This window comes from Haloterrigena turkmenica DSM 5511 (genome assembly GCF_000025325.1).
Taxonomy (GTDB): domain Archaea; phylum Halobacteriota; class Halobacteria; order Halobacteriales; family Natrialbaceae; genus Haloterrigena; species Haloterrigena turkmenica.
Genome location: NC_013746.1, coordinates 41,435 through 60,950 on the forward strand (window position 1 = coordinate 41,435; position 19,516 = coordinate 60,950).

A 19,516-nucleotide genomic window follows, 5' to 3' on the forward strand; every position below is an offset into this window, starting at 1 on the left:
TTAGCTGTCGGCCGGAGAGAGATCATCCAGCTGCCGGTCTGCAAGATAGGTTGTTGCAATCTCTTCTTCTGTTACCGCCGTCAGCTGCGGCGAATGCTGGTTCGAGGCTGCCTGCGCGGCTTCTTGTCGTTCACGGACGAGGTCGATTTCGTCTTGCAGCGGCTTCGAGATTTCGCGGAGTTCCCGTTGGATTTCTTCTTCACCGCGCTTTGGCGGACCGGAGAGATAGCTACCGATGATGACCGCCAGCATGCTGAGCGTGAATGCTGGCAGGAGTTCATAGACGTCGAAGATCATGCCCGGCCCCCCGGACGCTTGATTCCAGATGATGGTTGTGACTAGTCCAGTGAACATCCCCGCGAGTACACCCGGCCCTGTTGTTTTCTTCCAATATATCGACATAGCGAGCACGGGACCGATGCTCGCGCCGAGGCCCGCCCAGGCAAACAGGATTGTCGTGTGCACTGATCCTGGTGTAACCCAAGCCCAGGTAGCGGCCAGGAGGCCAATGGCGAGAACAGACATACGGTTTACGAGGAGAATCTGTCGGTCGCTCGCGTCTTGATTGAGAATCCCACTATATACGTCTTCGCCAAACGCGCTGGCAGCGACAAGGAGCTGCGAGTCGGCGGTACTCATAATCGCTGCTACGCCGCCCGCAAGGAGGAAGCCGGCGAGCCACGGCGGGAGCGTTTCGAGAATCATCATCGGCGCGACGAGATCCTGGTTCTCAATTCCAGGGAGCATCACTACCGCGCCGAGTGAGATGATCGGGATGCCGATTAGCGCAATCAACATGAATACGACGGCGACGATCATGGCGTAGCCAGCTTTGGACGGACGTTCCATTCCCATGTATCGGACGACGCCGTGCGGTTGGCCGAGCCCGCCCAAGGCGATGACAGCGATTGTCGAGAAGATGAGGAACTCATATGGCGACCGGCCACCGGTAAACGAGGTCATGTTGTCGCTGGCAGCGTTGTTGAACTGGGTCATCAGCTCATTCGGACCGCCAATAACCACCAATACTGCGATTGGGACAATGATGGCGAACGCGGTCATCAGCAGGGCTTGGAGTACATCAGTGTAAGCCGACGCGGTGAATCCGCCCATCACGGTGTAGATGACAACGACGCTAAGTGCAATCACGAACCCAAGCTCGTAGGAGAGTTCGAAGCCGACAGAGATTGCGCTGGCGGCAGCAAGTAATTGGCCTGCGATGTAGCCAGCCATGAATACGCCGATGATGAGCGTGCTCGTGATGCGGATGAGGTGACTGGTATCCCCGTACCGGGCGGACAGGAATCCGGGGACGGTCAGCGACTTCAAGACGCGTGAATAGCGGCCGATACGTTTCGCCAGTATCCCCCAGGTCACGATTCCAAGCGGAATCTGCCAGACCATCCACCACAGCGACGAGATACCGTTCGCATAGACAAGTGCCGGGAAGCCGACCACCAACCATCCGCTCCACAGGCTAGCCTGTTCGCTTAACGCGCCAGTGAACAGATTCAGTTTCCGGCCGCCGAGGAGGTAGTCTGGGACCGTTTCGGTGAGACGTCCACCGTACGCGCCGATGACGAGGAGTGCGACAAGATACAGGATGAACTCGATGTAGATGATGGTCTCAACCATGATCGGCACCCCGTTCGGTACTGGATTCGTCATGTGCGTTTCCGAGAATCGCCTCGTCGGATTCGTGGAAATAACGGACGTACAGTAGCGCGATTCCGAGCCATACTAGAATGTTTCCTCCATAGAAAAAGAGGAGTTCAACCCACGTCAGCATGATTGATGGTCTCTTTTCGACTAGCAAATAAGTAGTGGTTCATTGCAAGACACAGCTACCGTCAGTAAACACAAATGCTTTATACAGACAGAAGAGGACGAATACCAACGGTTCACACATCTCGACCGAATCAGTCGGTCGGAAGGAGAACTCATCAACTTATTTGATAATTGATCATTGCGCCAGTACTATTCACCAATACTTAGACGGATTTTCTCTGGTTCGTTGATTAAGTCTTTCAGCGCCCGCCGAGGGGCAGAGGTGCTCGCCGACGGCACTAAGGTCCGCGCTCGCGAGGCGGTCATCGCGAACCTGACGCCGACAGTGTTGTACGACCGGCTCGTCAACGACACTGCACTCCCCCAGTCGTTCCGGGAGACGGTCGACCGCTACGAGTACGGTCCAGGGGCGATGATGATCCATCTCGCGCTCAATGATCTTCCAGACTGGGACGCTGACCCGGAGCTGTCGGAGTTTACATACGTCCACATCGCGCCGGGTGTCGATGACTTGGCAGAGACGTACACCGCCACCCAGAACGGGTACCTACCCGAATCGCCGATGCTCGTCGTCGGACAGACGACTGGGGTGGACGAGTCCCGAACGCCTGACGACGGGCACATCCTCTGGGTCCAGATGCGGGCGCTCCCGTCAGAGATCGAGGGCGACGCCGACGAGATCGAGGCAACCGACTGGGAGGCAGCTGCCGAGCTGATGGCCGATCGCATCCTCGACAAACTCGAGATGTACGCGCCTGGGATTCGGGACTCGATTCGCGATTGGGATGTGCACTCGCCCGTGGACCTCGAAGCAACCAACCCGAACCTCGTCGGCGGCGATAGTGTCGCCAGGAGTCACCACCTTCGACAGAACTTCTTGTGGCGGCCATTCCCCGGCTGGTCGAGGTACGGCACGCCTGTCGAGGACCTCTACGTCTGCGGATGTGACGGTAGGGAGTGAACACACCGTATTTCAATTGGATGAGTACCGATCGAGTGATTGACTCGGCGAGCCCCTCGAGGTCGGTGTTGTGCGGTGGGTCTCGGAGTCGTTGAGAGCAGCCTTGGAGAGTCCACCGATTTTCGAGCGCCACGAAGGATCGCAGGCGGTTCATCGAGTGCGCCGACTACCTCTCTGAACTCACAGCGCGGATGTAGCATGAAATCCGGCTTGAGTTGCGAATGGGTGATTAGTCAGTACAGACGAAGGCGTTACCGGAGCGACTATCTAATTCTCTGGCATCTGCCAATAGAAGCGCGCTGAATACAGAGGATGGGGGTTGTGTCGCTCGCCCAAAAAGCCGTCGTTGGTCCGCCAGCTCCGGCCTACCGTCCCGGAGAAGAAGGCTACGCTGACTGGGTGATTCTTGCCGTTCAGGGGTTGAAGGAGTATCTCGGCCATCCGTACCGGAAGCTGATGGACGTCCTCCGCGAGATGCCGAGAGTGACGAAATCACTCGGATTGACGCCTGAAACGGTCCCACACTTCTCGGCCGTATGTATACGAAAGCAGGCGATTCCGATGAAGCAGTGGCATGCGATCCTCAATCAGTCCGTTGAGATGTATGATCTCGGTAATGTGCAGGCGATCGACGCAACCGGTGTCGATCGCGTCCAGGCCAGCCAGCACTACGCAAAACGGACGGACTACACGTTCGAGGCGGTGAAGACGACGCTGCTCATTGATTGTGAAACCAGTGCGATTCTCGATATACACTGTTCGATGAAACAACCGCACAATACGCAAGTCGGCTGGCAGGTGTTAGTGCGGAATCTCGACGATTTGGCGACTGTCGCTGCCGATAAGGGCTACGACTGGGAGGTGCTTCGCACGAGGTTGCGTGCAGAAAGTATCACGCCGCTGATTCCGCAGCGAGATCCTGGGATACGGGGGTGGGCGAGAAACTTGCTCATCAAGGATCGGGCGTATCACCAGCGCTCGAACGCTGAATCCGTATTTTTCGAACTCCGACGTAGATACGGCGATACGCTCTAGTCGAGAACCTGGTTCGGGCAATTCCGTGAACTTGGCATGAAATCCGCGGTCCGCAACATCGAACGCGCCATCGAGGACTCACAGCCGTGAAATCACGCGTTCAAACAAGGCCCAGAGGATGTATTCATCAGTGCGGTCGCTCACGAAGGAATCGTTAGGTAGGTGTACGTATTGATACCTGAAATCTACAGTCAGTCGATTTGCCAGATTTGCACCTCCCAATCTGGATACTGATCAGTCGTCGATCGAATCGTCAGACTTCCTTCTATCTCGACGCCGTTTGTATGTGCTTCCTCTAAGACCTCTTCTAAAGCGGAACGAAGCGGTTCGACGTCAGTAATTGTCTCTTCTTCTCTCATACCCCAGATGAACCATTCTCCGCTGGTTCTTCAGAGACGTGAACGTAGTTCCCAGTCACTGTTATGCAGTAGGTCATGTAGGTGAACTCTATGGAGATCTCATCACGATCCCCACTGTGTCTACCGGAATGAAAGAGGCGATTCAACGCATCGGGATCAACGTATTCGTAGAGCGGGTCCAGCTCTATCGGATCGCAAGTACCCATCTCCGAAACGATGGAGACAATCGTTTGGCTCACTGGCTCCTTCTCACTGTCTGCAACGTCAACCGAGAGTTCTCTGCTAGCCATCTACGTTCTACTAAGTTCTATATTCACATGACTACCCCTCAGTCAGTACCTTCGGTTTTAAATGGGGGTCACCTCTAGACTACGATTCGTCGTCGCTTCCGTCACGGTTTGAACGAACCGTCTGGTCGATGAGCGTATCCAACGCTCGCCGCATCCGGCGTCCGAGCGCAGATGAGGACACCTCCATACCCTCAGCTAACTCTTCGAGTGTGACGTTTCGTGGTTGATTGAAGTACCCTCGTTTGTGCGCTCGAATGAGCACCTCTCGCTGTCCAGGGGTCAATCCGAACTGTTCGGAAGGGTCGTCGGGTTTTTCCCGATATAACTGCTGTAACTGAAATGATATACCCCGCTCTTGACAAGCTTCATGGTAGGCTGTTATCGCTTCACGGGATGGGAAGCGGGGGATAAGATTTGCCCCGTCACTCGTTATTATCACGCGGATAGCCATGATATTTTGCTCTAACGCAATTGGGTAGAGATATTTCTTTTCTCTTCCCTTCAAAAATATAAGCTGGTACAATCGTTTCTCGTGGAGATCGCTGAGGCGCTGGTAGCCTGCAATTGTCGAATCAGTAGTGAGTGCAGTTTCGAACGAGTCGAAATCATCACCCCATGCCCATACTGTCAGTCGTGGTTCACCAGAAACCGTGCGGAACTCTTCCTGCTGAAGTTTCATGTCCGGCACTGCTTCAAAGGTCTCATGGAGATACAGAAGTCCAAGTTTTACTCGTCCAACGAGTGCCATTATCGCACATTCATGGTTTTCCTAGTTCTATGTTCGGATCTGGAAACATACAGAAGGGTGATTCGAAAAATAAGGATTAGATACTCTCTTTCCACGACACTGCTATGGTCAATCTGCAGACCTACCCAACGGTTCCTTCGTGAGCGATCGCGCCGATGAATACAATCTCTATACAGGACACCGAAGACGCGGGAGTCCCAGAGCTGATACACGCACTGTATTCAGCACGACTCGTCGAAAATTATCTGAACTGGTAGGTTCCTCAGAGGTCACCCCGCATGTGTAGTGAGCGTGTGCTGCACGCTGAAATACATCTGAAGAATAGGATTGTAACAGAGCCGTCTCAAGGAGTGTCTCATGCAGTTCGTCGACGAGAATCTGCTTGCCATCAACGGCGCCACGTTCTGGGTGATACCTCTGATCACCGTACTCTAGGTCGGGAACCAGATCGTCGACATCGAGAGCTCGGTCGAACTCAGGGACGTCCTGTGGATCGGGCTCGTCTGGCGTCATCGGTCGAGCACCTCGACGTCGAGATTCGCACCAGCTGGACCAGCGACCGCTTTCGCACACTCGAGTTCGCGGCCTCTCGCTGGGCCTGCCGTTCGAGAGCGACTGCCCGACGATAGCGGTCGATTCTCTCGCCGTCGACGACATCGTTGTCATCAATCGTGAACCGCTTGCCACGGTGGTCAAACTGCTCGAGCATTAAGGTGTAGCCTTCTGAGCCGCGTCTGTTCAGGCGCGAGAGGGTGTCAAGCGCAAAGCGCTTGCTGCGTGAGCGGTGGGCCCATCCGTACGGTTCGATTGCTTCTAGTCGATCCTGTCGCTGTCAGCGCAGCTGCGAGTCGCAGCCACGAGCCAACTCGGTGGTGATCGAGTAATCGCGACGGATCCGGTGGCCAGAACAGTACGCTGCCAAGTGGGTCGTCGGGATCACCGTATCGCGCTGGCGGGAGGATTGACTCGAGAAAGGCGTCGGCGGCGTCGAGAAGCGTCTGATTCTCCTTGAGAACGATCGGGACGACTGGATCACGGCGTTCGGTACTGGTTTGGAACGACAGCACTAGACGATATCCAGTCTCGTCAACACGAATGAGATCGAGTGCCTCAAGGTGATCGCGATAGTTCCGAATGGTCCGTGCTGAGACGCCTGCCCGGTCGGCGAGGTCACGCTGTGACAGGCGGTTTTCGGCTGTGAGAAGCGTCTGAACGATTCGGCCAACTGTCGGTGGGAGAGCGGAGAGCAACTGCTCGGGATCGAGTGTTCCTAACGCATAGCGGAGTTCGTCGAGCCGGAGCTCTCGGCTGTCGTCTTCGGTGGCGAGTTGCTGGAGTGCTCGAGCAGTGGCGTACGGTGAGTTGGTCACTGCGTGAAGCAGCGAGACAGCGTCTCGAGTCGGTCGGAGGTTCTTGTCTTGCAGGATCCGCGTCGCAGCCACCGTGTAGCCTGTTCGATCGACCGTCGAGAGGGAGACGTGGATAGCGAATTCGGGAGCGTCATCAACGACCGCTGCTGGCCTCTCGAGTGCCTCCTCCAGAGATTGGTGAAGACGATGGACATCCTCACCACGAACGACGACAGAGCCGATGAGCGTCCCTAACGGGTTATCTGCATCAACAGTCGGGGAGAGTGCAGTGTGACGCTTTTCCTCACGAGACTCGAACAGTTGGCGGTAGGAGGCGAACGCACCGTATTTCGACTGAATTGCCGTCGAAATGCTGATCGAGGTTGCGAGTTCCGTGAGCGAGTTCGTGTCGAGTCCAGACGGGACTCGAAGTTCGCGAGTGATGTCGATCTCGAGAGCATCGAAGAGATGCACGATCGAGCCGGCAAGGCCGTGAGCGGAGCGCATAATCTCGCTACGGAAGCGGTCGCGATCCTCGTACTCGCCGGCTGCGAGTTTCGCGGTGAGATCCTCGAGGTCAGTCCCCCACTCGATGAACGCTTCACGGAGTGCCTTGGGATCCTCAAGTGCTTCATCGGAGAGTGCACCGATACAGCGAGCGTCTCGCAAGATTGCCGGTGGATCCTCCAGCGACTCGAGACGACTGTCAGTGAGCACTCGGTTGAGCAATTGCGGCGAGGCTAACGCTGTCGCAAGACTCACCACATACTGCAGGGGCCCACTTGCCCGAACCGCGACCACGGCTTCCTCGCGATCAGCGTCGAAACTCACGTATCGAGTATGGTCAGGACCGTCCGTATGGTCCTCAAACGGGGCCTCAACAAGGGTGACCCCGCCGTCCTCTCCACAGCCAGCAGCGGCGGCATGCCCCGGACGGTCGAGGTAGGCCGTTCGGTAGGGGTTGCTGTCCTCTCCGCCGTCATGCCCCTCCCCTCGTGCGTGCGGGGTTACACGGCACTGTTGGGAGGATGTTCCGGTGTCGCTCACGGCCTCGGTCAGTTCCTGTTGCCGACCGTGTTGGGCGTCGAGCGTGGCGAGTAGCTGTCGACCGGCCTCGAGCAACTCGACAGTCCGATCATCGGCAGGGCCGAACTCAGCGACCAGTCCAAGCTCAGTGAGCGAGTTCGTCTCGGAGACCAAGAGCTGGGAGATCCGACTGCGATCGACGTCATGCATCGCCCGCAGCGCGTGCCGAGAGAGTGTCTGAGCGGGTTCGTCGGCGAGTTGCCGAAGGAGTTCGACCTTTCGGCCATCAGGATCCAGCGCCTCGAGGGCGTCGTCGACGCGGTCCCCAGCAGGATGGTGTGTCTCTCGCCATTCGCTCACGCCGGGGAGGTCTTCGCGGTGGTGCTGGGCAAGCCAGTGCTGGGTCCGTCCGGTTGCGATGATACGGACATCGAAGCCCGTTGCGAGGATGGCGAGTAGGCGACAGATTGGCTCTCGTTTCCGTCGAGGGGTGTTCTCAAATTCGCGGTCGATGGTGACTGCAAGCGTCGATGGCTGGTCGTCAGGAAGGTGGTCGGTGAAGAATTGAGCGGTCGCGAACAGGTCCTCGAGACTCGCATGACCTTGCCCGAGCGTTGGCACGAGATCGGCGGCAAGCCGCCACGCATCGCGACGGTTCCCGCGGGCGACCTCGAGGATTCTGGAGCGCAACCAGTAGGGGACGTTCTGCTCCTCGAGGGCGTCATAGCAGTCCGGGACGGTGCGGCCGTCGGCAAACCGGCGCACGGCACGGATGAACAGCTCTCGGATCGACTGCTGGGCGAACAGCTGGTCCCACAGCTCCGAGACAGGATCGGTGTCGATCTCGAGGGTGGCCTGTGGGGACAGCGGCGGCTGCTGGGTCGGTGTGAGTCCCGCGTCGGTCACGGTGGACTCTCCTCGAGTGGGAGCTGGGGGCGTGCTGACTGGCGAGTGGAGTGGCGTGCCATCGAGTCCTAGAGTCGAGTGCAGAGAGTGCGGACAGCTGAGCGCAGTGGCTCACCGGCTGTCGGCGTGAGTGCGTGTTAGCGGCTCACCGATCCGGGATGGGGATCGCCTCTGATTCGGCGGCCCTGTTGGAGGGTGGACTCGAATCCTGGATTTCGGGCTCGAGAGCGACGACTCGTGTCTGCTGGGTTGGCAGATCAGCGCGGGTGCCGAGCCTGCACTCGGCGAGGAGTTCCGTACAGCCACGTGTTGGCTCTGTGATGGTGTCGGGACTGCAGGCCACGCAGTAGGGTCGATAGATCGCCCAGCGGTCGGTGTCGGCTGGGCGGGAGGCAAGGACGGTCACGCGGTCGCCTTCGTACAGTCGGTACTCACAGTGTTGGCACGTGGTGGTGTCGTGGGGACCGACCGGGAACCCCTCGAGGAGTTGGGTAGGGGTGGTGACGACCTTCATTGGTCGTCACCCTCGAGTGCGTCGAGGAATGAGTTCGTGAGACTCGAGTAGAGGTGTTGAGTTGTAAAGCCGCGTTCGGCGGTGACGTACTCGATCCAGTCGTTGATGCACTGGTCGACCGCCTCGAGGTCGTAGCGGTAGGTACGGTCGCTGTTGTGGATGACGTGGATGGTCTCGTCGGTGGTTCGGTAGACGTGGTGTGCGTCTTCGGTGTCGATGCCAACGAGAATGTAGTCTGGTCGGGGGTCAGTGCGACTGCGAGCCGAAACCGTTTCGGTTGTGCGTGGTTGAATTGACATTGGTCTTGCCACAAGACCGAGGTCGGCTGTTGGCGCAGCCGGCCATGATTTTCCCTGGCAACCCTCGGTCTCTATTCTGTGTTATTTCGGCAACTCTATTAAACATATTGGTCGTAGGTTGTTACCCATAGGTTTTTGTCGATTGCCGCCCACTTATCAGGCACTAATGAGTAGAGCAACTCAACCTATGGATGCAGACAACATGCGAGATGCTGACTGGGCAATTGTAGACGTGCTTCGTGAAGGGAGAGCGAATGCGCCATTAATTGCTGAAGAGACGGGATATTCCTCGCAATATATTCGCGAGCGTCTTGGGCGGTTGAAGCAGGATAATATCGTTAAGCCGCTTGGTCACGGAATATATGAGGTTGTTCCTGAAGAGTTGCCAGATGAATAATTCACTGAAGAGACGCTTATGAGGCGAATTTGCCCCTAACGCAGCGCCAGACCGGGTCGCAAACACGACGACGTGATTGCCAATCACAGCGGCTTACGTAGATAAGGCAGCAACGGCAGCCGTGAAAGGACATCTCTCAATAACAAGCAACCTTGAGACCGGTATTAGGTACCTTTAATCTGGTTGCTTCACGGTCACGGACAAACTTCGCTACGAACCGTACACTGACCTCGACGACAAGTCAGACACGCACAACCACATTAGCCGACATCATGATCTCGGCGAGTTAGAGTTCGTCCCGGTTGTAGCCCTCAATCCGATTGCGATCTTGAGTTCGACACAGGATCAGTACTTCACAACTCGTCTACGCTGAGTCGGTCTAAAGTCTGACTTCTCTTATTGATCGGAGTGATCGATGTAGTTCACTCCGGAGATCGACGAGGAGCTGTCGCTGTCGGCGGCGGTCAGCCGCCGACGCGACGGCGTTGCCACTCTCTACACAGACTTGCTCGGTCAGTAACTACCGGTGGAACCGGTCGTCAGGAGGCCGGTTCGCGGGGACGGCCCGACGCACTGCGAGGGCCGCTCACGCCAGTTCGGAGTCGTCCATCGGAACGAGTACGTGATCGGGACTGTCCATACCGATCCCTACGAGCGACTGGACCTTCAGTCGTTTCATAGAGTCTCCGTTCCTGTCCGAACCCTTCTCGGTCCTCGGTCAGTCGGTCCGTCTCGTCGGTACGCGGCGATTCCAGGGCGAGCAGCGGCCGCGCTCACACTTTTCCGCCGCTGGATTGATGTCGATACCATGACTACGGACACAAATGCGACCGATCGTGACGAGGGCGAACGGATCGACGCGGCGGTGAGCCGGAGCGATCTCGTCCACGAGCGGCTCCGCGAGTCGCCGGTCGAACGGTGGCTCCTGCTCGACGGGAACCGATACATCATCACGGCGCTATTCTCGCTGGTCGTCTTCATCGCGTGTGCGAGCATCGGCTTCGCCGGATACATCCCAGTCACTGATCCCGCCACCGCGACCACGCTCGTCGCGGCGATCGTCGGCGGGACTCTTCCGTTCATCACGATCGTGCTCGCGATCAACCAGCTGGTGCTTTCGCAGGAACTGGGCTGGCCCGGCGATCTCTCTGACCGGTTCGAGAAAATGGTGACCTACCGGCAGGAGGTCGAATCGTTGACGGAAACATCGGTCAGTCCGGCGGCCCCCGCCGACTTCCTTCAGCTGCTCGTCGACACCGTTATCGATCGAACCGCGCGACTGGACCTGGCCACCGGCCGGCTGGCCGATCCTGACCGCGCTGTCGTCAGGGGATTCGTCGAAGCGGTCGAATCCGAGGGCGAACTCGTCTCGGCGTCACTTGAGGGGGCGGACTTTGGGACCTTCGACGCGCTGTCGGCGGTACTCGGCCACTTTAACGGGGCGCACCTGTACGCGGCCCGGCAGATCCGTGCCCATTACGCCGACGACCTCTCGGCCGACGACCTCGAGGTCTTCGACTCGCTCGTCGAGTTACTCGGGCAGCTCGCGATCGCTCGTCAGACGTTCAAGACGCTGTACATGCAGTACGAACTCGCACACCTCTCGAAGGTTTTGCTGGTTGTCGGCTTCCCAACGCTGCTGGGCGGTGGGATTTTCATGATGACGTATCCGACGATTATCGAGACCGTCGGGACGCCATCAATGCTCGTTCTCATCGTCAGTGGCGTCGTCACCTTCGTCTTCCTTCCGTTTACCGTCCTACTGGTCTACACGTTCCGAATCGCCTCGATCGCGTCGCGAACTGCCGACTTCGGCCCGTTCGTGCCGCGCGTCGACTTCGAGGAGGCGGTGACCCTCGAGGACGAAGGTGAGTAACACATTAAGTCACACAGGAGCAGTTGCGGGAATCAGTGCTGATACTGGTGGTAGATAGAGAGTCGCTGGACTCTGTACGCATGGCCCGACGGCCGTGGGAACGTGCTCACGCGCGAGTACGAGGACCTGTTCACGGTCGTCACCGAGCGCAGCGACAACGGAACCGGTCGCCTTCGAGTTGGAACAGCCGCTTACGTCGACGACTGTGAGGGTTGGCAGTTCCACGGCGCGAACGGCATCTACGCCGATATCCCGTTCGAAGAGCGGGAGTTGACCGACGCCGAACGCGCCTACTGTGACGAGCACCCGATGTACCGCGATACCGAGAGCGTCGTCGAATTCGACCTACCAACTCCCGAGGCGCTCCGGGCGGCGATCGTCGACCAGGACCTCGAACGCTTTGGCTGTCTCGAGGCGATCATCGAAGACGCCGACCGCCGACACGACGTACTCACTGGGTTGCAGGAACGGATCGCCAGCGAACACGTGCGATCGAACCAGCATTATCAGTAGATAGTAGCGCGGTTTCTTTATTCAGTCTCGAACCTGAAACTGAATCGGGCGATTCGGTAACTACGTGTGCTTACTGATCGAAACCCGTGCTGTTAACCAACTAATGTATTCTTTCTTGGTAAGCGTGATACAACCAACTCGCCCTCCCGTACAGCGACGAAATCGATCCTAATCGCATTGTTGCTATGTCATGAAGGGTGTGATCGATGCGATATTCTGGGCCACTGTTGCTACCCGGAGAATAAACGCTATCAGGAGCGCAAGAGGGATGAGACTAACCACAACCGTCAGGAGGGTGAAAACGAATATCGTTGGCAGAGGGGCAGCCACCGTGGGAAAGGTAGCGAGCTGGATGAGTAACGCGACTGGGAGAGAAATAGCCAGCACACCAACGTACAGGAGCGAGCGAGAGAGCTTCGCGAGTTCTTCTTTTATGAATGTGGTCGTAAAGTACTGTCGAGCGATGTCGAGATTCTTCAAATCCGCGCTCAAGGAATCGAGCGTGGAGAGCAGCTGTTCATGCTCATCCCCCTCGTAATCCGACTCGAGCTGATGGCATTCATGAATGTGGGTCGCGTATTCGATGCCAAGGAGGGGAACGATCACCGAAGAGAGCTTATCCGGTCCTGTCCCGAGCTCCTCGCTAATCTGGGCACATTCCTCCGGTAGCTCATCGATAAGGTGGGTATCCAGTTCACTGCTCGAGTCGGGGAGAAGTTCCGCGAGCGAACCGGCGCGTTCTTGGGTCTGCTGAAGGAGCTGTTGCAGGAAGTCAGCTGGATCAGTCGGTGGTGCCGGCTGGTCAAGTGCTGTCTGCCGATAGTCGTCTGATTGGTCAATCTCGTCTCGGAGCGACCCCGGTGACTCCAGTTCCTGGGAGAGAATCACTTGGTTGATCGCGACCACGAGGGTGATGAGCGTGATATTCCCTCCGATCAACGCGCTCGCGATATAGATCACCGGCGTGAGATTGCGGATGGTGAACCGGGAGAAAAGAGGGATAAGCACCACCACAGCCATGGTGAAGAGTATCCCAGTGGCGACGCGGAACCGACCCCCTGAGAGGAGCAGCCATCGACTGAATCGGTCGTCCATTCGTTGATTGGTGCTTTGCCGGTCAGCCCGAAAATGTGTGGTGCCTCTCTCCACTTTCTCACTGTATCAGGATTTGATGTTCCGGTTATGAACGATCTTTGTGTTTCTACTGAACGGCAACTACTTTTCCTGTACTTACCGCTGGTTCACGATCTCCTGTCCGACTCTGTCTGATTTCTCGGACAGTCTTTTCAGGTAAGTTCTCTCTGAAAGGCACGGTAACGCTATGTACGTATTGCGTGTCCATAGATACCTGACCGGCACCCAGTTAGGTAATCGAGAGCCTTACCGATCCAGGAGTTTCTCACCGGCTAGTGGGGCGACAACAGCACCACCAACTGCGATTGCGGAACCAGAAAACGTGACCATCAGTGGTGGTTCGAGAGCGTACAAGAGTGTAAAGAAACCGCCCGCGAGTCCAAGGACAGCGAACCCAGCACCGACCACCCACCGGTTCGACGGATGGGCTGGCGTTGAATCAGCGATGCCACGCCAGACGAGCCATGCGCCAACGGTGCTTCCGAGCACGGCCACGCTCTCAAAAGAAACTCCCTGTAATAACCCCAGCGCCGCGATGGCGACGGCAACGAGCAACACTCGACCGGGAACGGTGCCGCGGTCGGTGATCGCGTAGAGAACACCCAATATCACCAGCCCAAGGCCAGCCCCGACCACAACATCTACGAGGTAATGAACTCCCAGAACAAGCCTCGAGAGCGAGATGATACCGGCGACAGCGCCCGCGACTCCGAGCCACAGATATGATAGTTTGTTCTCTACGACGACGAGCGCGAATCCACCCCATACCATCGTCGTCCCGAGGGCGTGACCACTCGGAAATCCCGGTCCGTCCCCTGTCGAAGTACTCGCGAACGCCGGCTGGAAGAGAGATGGTATCCACTCGACGACGGGCGGCTCACCTGCCCCTGCCGGACGAGGGAGCAGGAAGAACTGTTTGAGTACCCCGATGAGGGCAACATACGTGAGCAGGAGTCCAAGGACAAACAGGGCACGCCGTCGATCGACCCCCCACCGCGGAAACTTATCCCCGGCGACATAAAGTACGCCGCCTCCCAGAAAAAGGAACCACACGTCACCGAGTTGTGTCAGCAGTGCGAAAAGAACGAGAATCGGGTCCTGCGCTGATCCATGAAGCGCCTCGGTGATCCCAATACCGCGGTCCTCCGTAAGCATCCTTGTTCGGTAGATTGTTGGCTTCCGTGCCGTTATAGCCTCGGCCTGTACTGACCACTGCAGATCTTACATCTGTCTCTTACTGAAGGATTTAACAGGCCCTCCACATTCAGCCTCGAGGCCCTGCTCAGGGCTTGCTCTGAGCCCAATCGTCGAGTTCAGATAGGCCTGGATCATAGGGCTAACAACCACCCTGGTTAGACCGCCCAGCGGCCAGATTCGGCCGACGTAGTTGGCGTATTCGATCTGACTGCCCATGCTGAATGCATCCTCTGAATTCCTTGCTGGTAACGCTCTCTTCTGTACTTAGCAGTAGGGATCTATACCTGCCTCTCACTATACGCACCATGTATCGCCGTTTTTGAAGCCATGAGTCGTTGCTGTTGGTCGTGATCGTTGACCGCAATTAGGTCGTCCTCAAGGTCAAGTTCTATATCGGCCACAAATTAGCGTTCAATCATTTCAGGTTCGAATATATTGATGGCTGATTCGTAGGCGAGATCAGTCGCGGACTTCGTCGATACTGTTGGAGACGTCTTTCATTTGAAGGTCCGTATACGCCTCGTGCGTGGTTTCGATCGACTTGTGGCGTAACGCCTCTTGGGCCTTTTCAGACATGCCGTTGGCGTATAGGTCGCGTCCAAGCGCCCGTCGTGCGCCGTGGAGTGTGAGATAGTCGTAGTCGCCGTCGGGGTCGATGTTCGCCTCTTTCGTGAGTCGTTTCAACAGTCGGCGGACGCCCTCTTTCGAGATCGACGGCGGCGGGACCTCATGTTCACGGTGCAGGCGGTCGAGAACTGCGGTCTTGCCCTCGTCACCCCCTCCCTTGAGTGCCGCGTTCACCCGTTCCTCGCCGAGTTTCTTGATCAACGCGTCCTCTTTCGAGCCGTAGTGGCCAGTCGGGAAGACAGGCCACTCGTCAGTCGGCGGCTCGAGGTAGTCATACCATCGCTCGAGGACATTGTGGACACTGTCAGGGAACGGCGCCTCTTCGTACTCGCGAGATTTTCCGTACACTTCGATGAGTCGCTGTTCGAAATCGACGTCCGACCACCGGAGGCCGGGCCGTTTGTCGTCTTTCGGGTCGGCGAACAGTTCGGCCCCGCGAGCGCCGGTTCCACCGAGCATGACCACGATCGCCCGGTCTCGCAGCGCCGCTTTCGGATCGGTGCGGATCGTTCCCTCGAGTGCCATGTCGACGCGCTTGGTTGCGTAGGCCTCGAGTTGCTGTCGGTCGTCCTCAGACCAGTATTGTGTTTTGCGCTTCCCGTCGTCCTCGGGGAGCGGGTCCATCGCCGTGTTCGTATTCGCCGGGTTCTGCTCGAGGTGCTGTTCACGGACACACCAGGAGAGGAACGCCCGCACATAGGCGAAGTACGCGTTCGCCGTCGACGCCGCGAGGTTTTCGTCGATCATGACGCGGTCGTAGAGGTGTTCACTGTAGCTGCGAATATCCTGGTCGGCCAACTCGCCGACGCAACCGACGCCGCGCTCGTCCTTGCAGTGATCGGCAAACGACTCGAGTGGCGAACGCATCGTCGTCTCCGAGCCGTCGGCTTTGATCTTGTATCGCAAGTAGTCCTCAACCGCTTCGTGGACGGTCGTGCCCTCGGGGGTAGGTCGTCTCTCGCTGGGAGTAGACATTCGTATGTGGGGTACAGTATCGACCCTAGTAAAGTCCCTTGGTTAAACTGGTATTTAGACAAGTGCACCCACTAAGCCCTGTATCCGCCATTCGTTCCCACCTCGATCCCTCTATCCCTAATTTCGGATTTTATATATCCTATGTCGCTATACCAAAATCCAGCTTCTATCGCTAGACCCTATTCTTCTGGAAACAAGCGTCTGACGCGTTCTAGAAACCGTACGCAAAATGGTGGAGTATGTACACTCTGATCAAGGGGTAGTCTCGAACTCGTCGGCCGAGAGGATCGTGGCCGACTCGCCGTTCTCGAGTTCGGATAGCCGAATTAGAGCGTGAGCCTCACAGTAGTATGTGTGCTGGCGGCCAGAGTCTTGAAACAAGATGCTCAGACGCTGGGTTGCGACCTTCGTACAGTTTCTTTGCCGCCATTCGCAGCGCATTACCGTTCTATTTAGGACTTAGAGGTGTATAACTGTCGGGCACTGTCTAGTTTAGCACCTCGGCTGGCGTTTGTCCGTTGAGTGACTGGTGCGGTCGTTGTGTGTTATAATAGTGTACGAACTGTTCAAGCCACTCTCTGACGCTCGCCCGACTGCCCACCCACGAATTATGGAAGCGGTCAACTCGCATCTTGAAGGTGTGAAACCACGTTTCGATTAAGTTTCGATCAACGTAGTCGAGCTGACCGCTCAATCCTAATCGGGAGAGGGCAGTCAGATAGCCGTAGCCATCGACGAGAAACATGGTGTCGGAGAGATTGTGTTTCTCGGTCAATCGATGCAGGAACGCAGCGGCTGGATCGGTGCCTCGTCGTCCGAACACTGCGACATCGAGAACAAGCCTAGTGTCTACGTCTATTGCAGCGTACACCCAAGACCAGTCGCCGTTAATCTTGACAGCGGTTTCATCAATGGCGACCCGCGACGGCTGCGCCGTCGGCGGGTCTGACACGCTGTCAGCCAGCCGATGTACCCAGTGCCAGATTGCTTGATGAGAGCGTTTGACGCCGATCAAGCGAAGAATCGCTTGTGTCTCTCGAAGCGAACAACCGGTCACGTGAAGGCGGACGGCGAACACCCTGACGGGCGTCGCCGTCCGCTCACGCTCCCAAGCTTCATCAAATTCCGTCGCATAGCACTCGCTGAGCAGGTCTGCGAGCATCATCCCAAACTAACTCCACGACCTGCTCGCTTCTCAAACCACGCTAACTAGACGGTGCCGATTGATGAAACACCTCACGAAGGAGGTAGGTATCGAACCAGACGGTGATTACGACTATCACACACACCACGGCGCACGACGGGCACTCGGTCGCGATCTGTACGCCAACGGACTCTCGGAGAAGGCCCAAGAAGCGCTGCGTCACTAGTCGATTGAAACCACACACGAAGCCTACTCAGATGCCAAGATGAAGGAGGTCTCTGACAGTATTGACGCAGTTCGAGATTGATCTGGCCCCAAGGACATAAATAATTCCATATATAATTCTATTTGAACTCTTTATCTAGTAATATATTATTCTATATATAGGTATTTAAACACTCGCCTGCCCCAAGAGTATGTGACAGATGGTGGCTGACGCTCAGTCGTAGATGTTCCGTCAATGGCCAACTTTCGAACAAACAGCACCTCAGGGTCTTCCTCTCGACGCCACTCAACGATAGCCCGATAGTCGCCTACTCAAAGTGGATCGTGTGGTGAGCCGCTTAGTCGTTTGAGATAATGGCTGAGTTTCCAGACAATGTCGTCGAACTTCGAAACGATTCGCTCAGCGGTCTCTCTCGAGGGATTCCAACGTATCTCCAGATAGGCGTTCTACCAGACTATTATATCGTCGTAATGATTGTCAATCTACCAGCCCCAAAATCGGTTTCAGATTGACGGTCATAGATTATCATGGAAAAAATATTGAAGACGCTGCGATTGGTATGACGTATCATGAGTCAGAACGTGACACTCAAACCGGTTGAAAATGTTCCCTCTGATTCCCGAATTTGCCACTACGACGAACTAGGCGAAGACGCGAAGGAAGAATTCCCGATCCTCACCGAAAACACCGACGCCTCTGTCGATAGTACAATTATGGATGGGTTCGAAGGGTACGACCTCGTAAAGTATACTGACTACTACGAGGTCTCCATTAGCTAATCCATATACTGGGATTCCCACTCTTGTCGTTCCTCAATTGCAGTTTGCCAGGGTCGTTGATGTCGTAGTAATTCGTCTGGCGATCGAGTTGCTCTTTCTCGACCAGTTCCTTAGGGTCGTTATCGGCTCGGCGATCGCCGTTGACTGACCGTCGGTGAGCTGTTGATCGGCCCAAGTGACGGTTACAAGTCCATGATTGGTCTTTGAATTGTGAGAGAAACGAGGCCGGCCAAGCGATACTGAGAGTAGTCCAAATGGCCGTTGAGCATGGTTCGTGTGAGAGCAGTAAGATACCCCATGCCACCGACGAGAGACTCCAAAAACGGTACGTCCGAAGAACCTGCTACGTCAATCTGGAGTTCAGCCTCAATCTAGCAGTGCCCTGCTTCACGGAGTTTCAGATAGATGAACTTGAGCTCGTTTTATAACTGACGAGTATACAAAAGGATAGGAAATATTATTATACTGTATTTGAAATGGGGTGTATACAATGGGTACGTCAGAATCACTGCATCAGAAAACTACTCAAAACGGGTCATGGGACGACATCCGCGACCTGCCACCGAGCGCCAAACTCGTCGCAAAAGTCCTTGAGTACAACGATACAATGACCCAGCAACAGATTGCCGACGAAACGCTTCTGCCAGCCCGGACGGTTCGCTACGCCCTGAATCGGCTCGACGATGAGAACGTCGTCAATTCTCGAGTTTCGTTCTCGGACGCCCGCAAGCGCCTATACAGGCTTGATATCGAGTAACACCGCTGTTCTTCGCTGTCTTCTGTAGTTGTACGTGAATGGCGTCTCAAATATCTGTGGAGGATTTATTCTCACTGAGAACCTGTATAGTGGACGCTACAGCCTTGAGTACCTATTCCCGTCAGCGTATGCGCCGACGAGAACCTCGTAACTGTCTTCAGACGCCGCTTCGGCGTTTGGAGCGATCTAGATCGACTTCCTCATCAATCCTGTTGACGAGGAAATTAAGGAGCTGGTCCTCGTGGATTGAATCGTCTGCTTGCTCGGTACTATGCGCACCTTATGCAAGCAGACTCTTCAACTAACCAGCTTCGTGAAGTGCTGAGACTGGTTAGAGACAGTTCCACCGCAGAACGTGTGTACCCGCTTCTGCGTGTTCTTCCCGGACGGCTACCAGACTGCCCTACGGAACATCATCGATATGATGGCCGCGCTCGGTGCCTGGCGAGTCTGGACCGGGAGCGCAGCCGCGTGCGGCTCCTACGGCCATCACGAACGCCGCGAAGTCCACTACCTCTGGCCAGACCATCCGGTCGAGGAGCTGCTCCGCGACTGGCTCAGTGGTCCTGTAGGAGCTTTTGCACCGGATGGTGGCCGAACCGGAGACATTCGAATC

17 protein-coding genes and 6 pseudogenes are annotated in these 19,516 nt (G+C 56.4%); 9 read left to right on the plus strand and 14 right to left on the minus strand.

Features of this window, described 5'->3' with window-relative positions; genetic code table 11:
• A complete protein-coding gene (locus HTUR_RS23430) occupies positions 1–1,635 on the minus strand; it encodes a sodium/proline symporter (RefSeq protein ID WP_012945846.1) in 1,635 nt (544 codons plus the stop codon).
• A 415-nt stretch (positions 1,636–2,050) separates the two neighbouring features.
• Between HTUR_RS23430 and HTUR_RS23435 the strand changes: the two genes are divergently transcribed.
• Positions 2,051–2,749, plus strand: a complete 699-nt coding sequence (locus HTUR_RS23435) for a phytoene desaturase family protein (protein WP_049942112.1) — start codon at positions 2,051–2,053, stop codon at positions 2,747–2,749.
• Positions 2,750–3,061: 312 nt separating this feature from the next.
• Positions 3,062–3,874 (plus strand): annotated as a pseudogene (locus HTUR_RS23440) (IS5 family transposase).
• 265 nt (positions 3,875–4,139) lie between these two features.
• Here the strand turns inward: HTUR_RS23440 and HTUR_RS23445 are convergent.
• The 7 genes and pseudogenes from HTUR_RS23445 to HTUR_RS23465 all read right to left on the minus strand — a co-directional run bounded on the left by HTUR_RS23445 (position 4,140) and on the right by HTUR_RS23465 (position 9,275).
• A complete protein-coding gene (locus HTUR_RS23445; protein ID WP_012945849.1) occupies positions 4,140–4,433 on the minus strand; it encodes a HalOD1 output domain-containing protein in 294 nt (97 codons plus the stop codon).
• 79 nt (positions 4,434–4,512) lie between these two features.
• Positions 4,513–5,181 carry a helix-turn-helix domain-containing protein gene (locus tag HTUR_RS23450; RefSeq protein WP_012945850.1) on the minus strand — a complete coding sequence of 223 codons (669 nt, stop codon included), beginning with the start codon at positions 5,179–5,181 and terminating at the stop codon, positions 4,513–4,515.
• Positions 5,182–5,349: 168 nt separating this feature from the next.
• Positions 5,350–5,694: a hypothetical protein gene (locus HTUR_RS27035; protein WP_148225478.1), complete on the minus strand. Its 345-nt coding sequence runs from the start codon at positions 5,692–5,694 to the stop codon at positions 5,350–5,352.
• A pseudogene (locus tag HTUR_RS28275) lies at positions 5,691–5,890 on the minus strand (hypothetical protein). Before HTUR_RS28275 ends, HTUR_RS27035 begins: the two are co-directional and overlap by 4 nt.
• Before the next feature lie 46 nt (positions 5,891–5,936).
• Positions 5,937–8,462, minus strand: a complete 2,526-nt coding sequence (locus HTUR_RS23455) for an HTH domain-containing protein (protein WP_012945852.1) — start codon at positions 8,460–8,462, stop codon at positions 5,937–5,939.
• A 145-nt stretch (positions 8,463–8,607) separates the two neighbouring features.
• On the minus strand, positions 8,608–8,976 hold the full coding sequence (locus HTUR_RS23460; protein WP_012945853.1) for a hypothetical protein: 369 nt from the start codon (positions 8,974–8,976) through the stop codon (positions 8,608–8,610).
• On the minus strand, positions 8,973–9,275 hold the full coding sequence (locus tag HTUR_RS23465) for a hypothetical protein (RefSeq protein ID WP_012945854.1): 303 nt from the start codon (positions 9,273–9,275) through the stop codon (positions 8,973–8,975). The genes HTUR_RS23460 and HTUR_RS23465 overlap by 4 nt, the downstream gene beginning before the upstream one ends.
• Positions 9,276–9,441: 166 nt before the next feature.
• On the opposite strand from HTUR_RS23465, the gene HTUR_RS26310 reads away from it, so the two are divergent.
• From HTUR_RS26310 to HTUR_RS23475, 3 genes are all read left to right on the plus strand, one after another.
• Positions 9,442–9,672, plus strand: coding sequence for a winged helix-turn-helix transcriptional regulator (locus HTUR_RS26310; protein WP_226377585.1), 231 nt, complete (start codon positions 9,442–9,444; stop codon positions 9,670–9,672).
• Positions 9,673–10,480: 808 nt separating this feature from the next.
• Complete coding sequence (locus tag HTUR_RS23470) at positions 10,481–11,548, plus strand: hypothetical protein (RefSeq protein ID WP_012945857.1); 1,068 nt, start codon at positions 10,481–10,483, stop codon at positions 11,546–11,548.
• 102 nt (positions 11,549–11,650) lie between these two features.
• A complete protein-coding gene (locus HTUR_RS23475) occupies positions 11,651–12,061 on the plus strand; it encodes a hypothetical protein (protein WP_012945858.1) in 411 nt (136 codons plus the stop codon).
• Between the two features lie 183 nt (positions 12,062–12,244).
• On the opposite strand, the gene HTUR_RS23480 is transcribed toward HTUR_RS23475, so the two are convergent.
• The 4 genes from HTUR_RS23480 to HTUR_RS23500 form a co-directional block, all read right to left on the minus strand.
• Complete coding sequence (locus HTUR_RS23480; protein WP_012945859.1) at positions 12,245–13,156, minus strand: hypothetical protein; 912 nt, start codon at positions 13,154–13,156, stop codon at positions 12,245–12,247.
• Between the two features lie 285 nt (positions 13,157–13,441).
• Complete coding sequence (locus HTUR_RS23485; protein WP_012945860.1) at positions 13,442–14,350, minus strand: phosphatase PAP2 family protein; 909 nt, start codon at positions 14,348–14,350, stop codon at positions 13,442–13,444.
• Between the two features lie 501 nt (positions 14,351–14,851).
• Positions 14,852–15,994 carry a tyrosine-type recombinase/integrase gene (locus HTUR_RS23490; RefSeq protein WP_012945862.1) on the minus strand — a complete coding sequence of 381 codons (1,143 nt, stop codon included), beginning with the start codon at positions 15,992–15,994 and terminating at the stop codon, positions 14,852–14,854.
• 487 nt (positions 15,995–16,481) lie between these two features.
• On the minus strand, positions 16,482–17,159 hold the full coding sequence (locus HTUR_RS23500) for an IS6 family transposase (protein WP_012945864.1): 678 nt from the start codon (positions 17,157–17,159) through the stop codon (positions 16,482–16,484).
• A gap of 55 nt (positions 17,160–17,214) precedes the next feature.
• Between HTUR_RS23500 and HTUR_RS28745 the strand changes: the two are divergent.
• Both HTUR_RS28745 and HTUR_RS23505 read left to right on the plus strand, forming a co-directional pair.
• A pseudogene (locus HTUR_RS28745) lies at positions 17,215–17,445 on the plus strand (tyrosine-type recombinase/integrase); the annotation flags it as partial.
• A gap of 488 nt (positions 17,446–17,933) precedes the next feature.
• A complete protein-coding gene (locus HTUR_RS23505; RefSeq protein WP_012945865.1) occupies positions 17,934–18,143 on the plus strand; it encodes a hypothetical protein in 210 nt (69 codons plus the stop codon).
• Here the strand turns inward: HTUR_RS23505 and HTUR_RS28285 are convergent.
• Positions 18,140–18,255: pseudogene (locus HTUR_RS28285) on the minus strand (PadR family transcriptional regulator); the annotation flags it as partial. The gene HTUR_RS23505 and the pseudogene HTUR_RS28285 overlap by 4 nt on opposite strands.
• 378 nt (positions 18,256–18,633) lie before the next feature.
• On the opposite strand from HTUR_RS28285, the gene HTUR_RS23510 reads away from it, so the two are divergent.
• Positions 18,634–18,900 carry a MarR family transcriptional regulator gene (locus tag HTUR_RS23510; protein ID WP_012945867.1) on the plus strand — a complete coding sequence of 89 codons (267 nt, stop codon included), beginning with the start codon at positions 18,634–18,636 and terminating at the stop codon, positions 18,898–18,900.
• Between the two features lie 99 nt (positions 18,901–18,999).
• Here the strand turns inward: HTUR_RS23510 and HTUR_RS27045 are convergent.
• Positions 19,000–19,147 (minus strand): annotated as a pseudogene (locus tag HTUR_RS27045) (ISH3 family transposase); the annotation flags it as partial.
• 78 nt (positions 19,148–19,225) lie between these two features.
• On the opposite strand from HTUR_RS27045, the pseudogene HTUR_RS28290 reads away from it, so the two are divergent.
• Positions 19,226–19,513, plus strand: a pseudogene (locus HTUR_RS28290) (hypothetical protein); the annotation flags it as partial.
• Between the last annotated feature and the right edge of the window lie 3 nt (positions 19,514–19,516).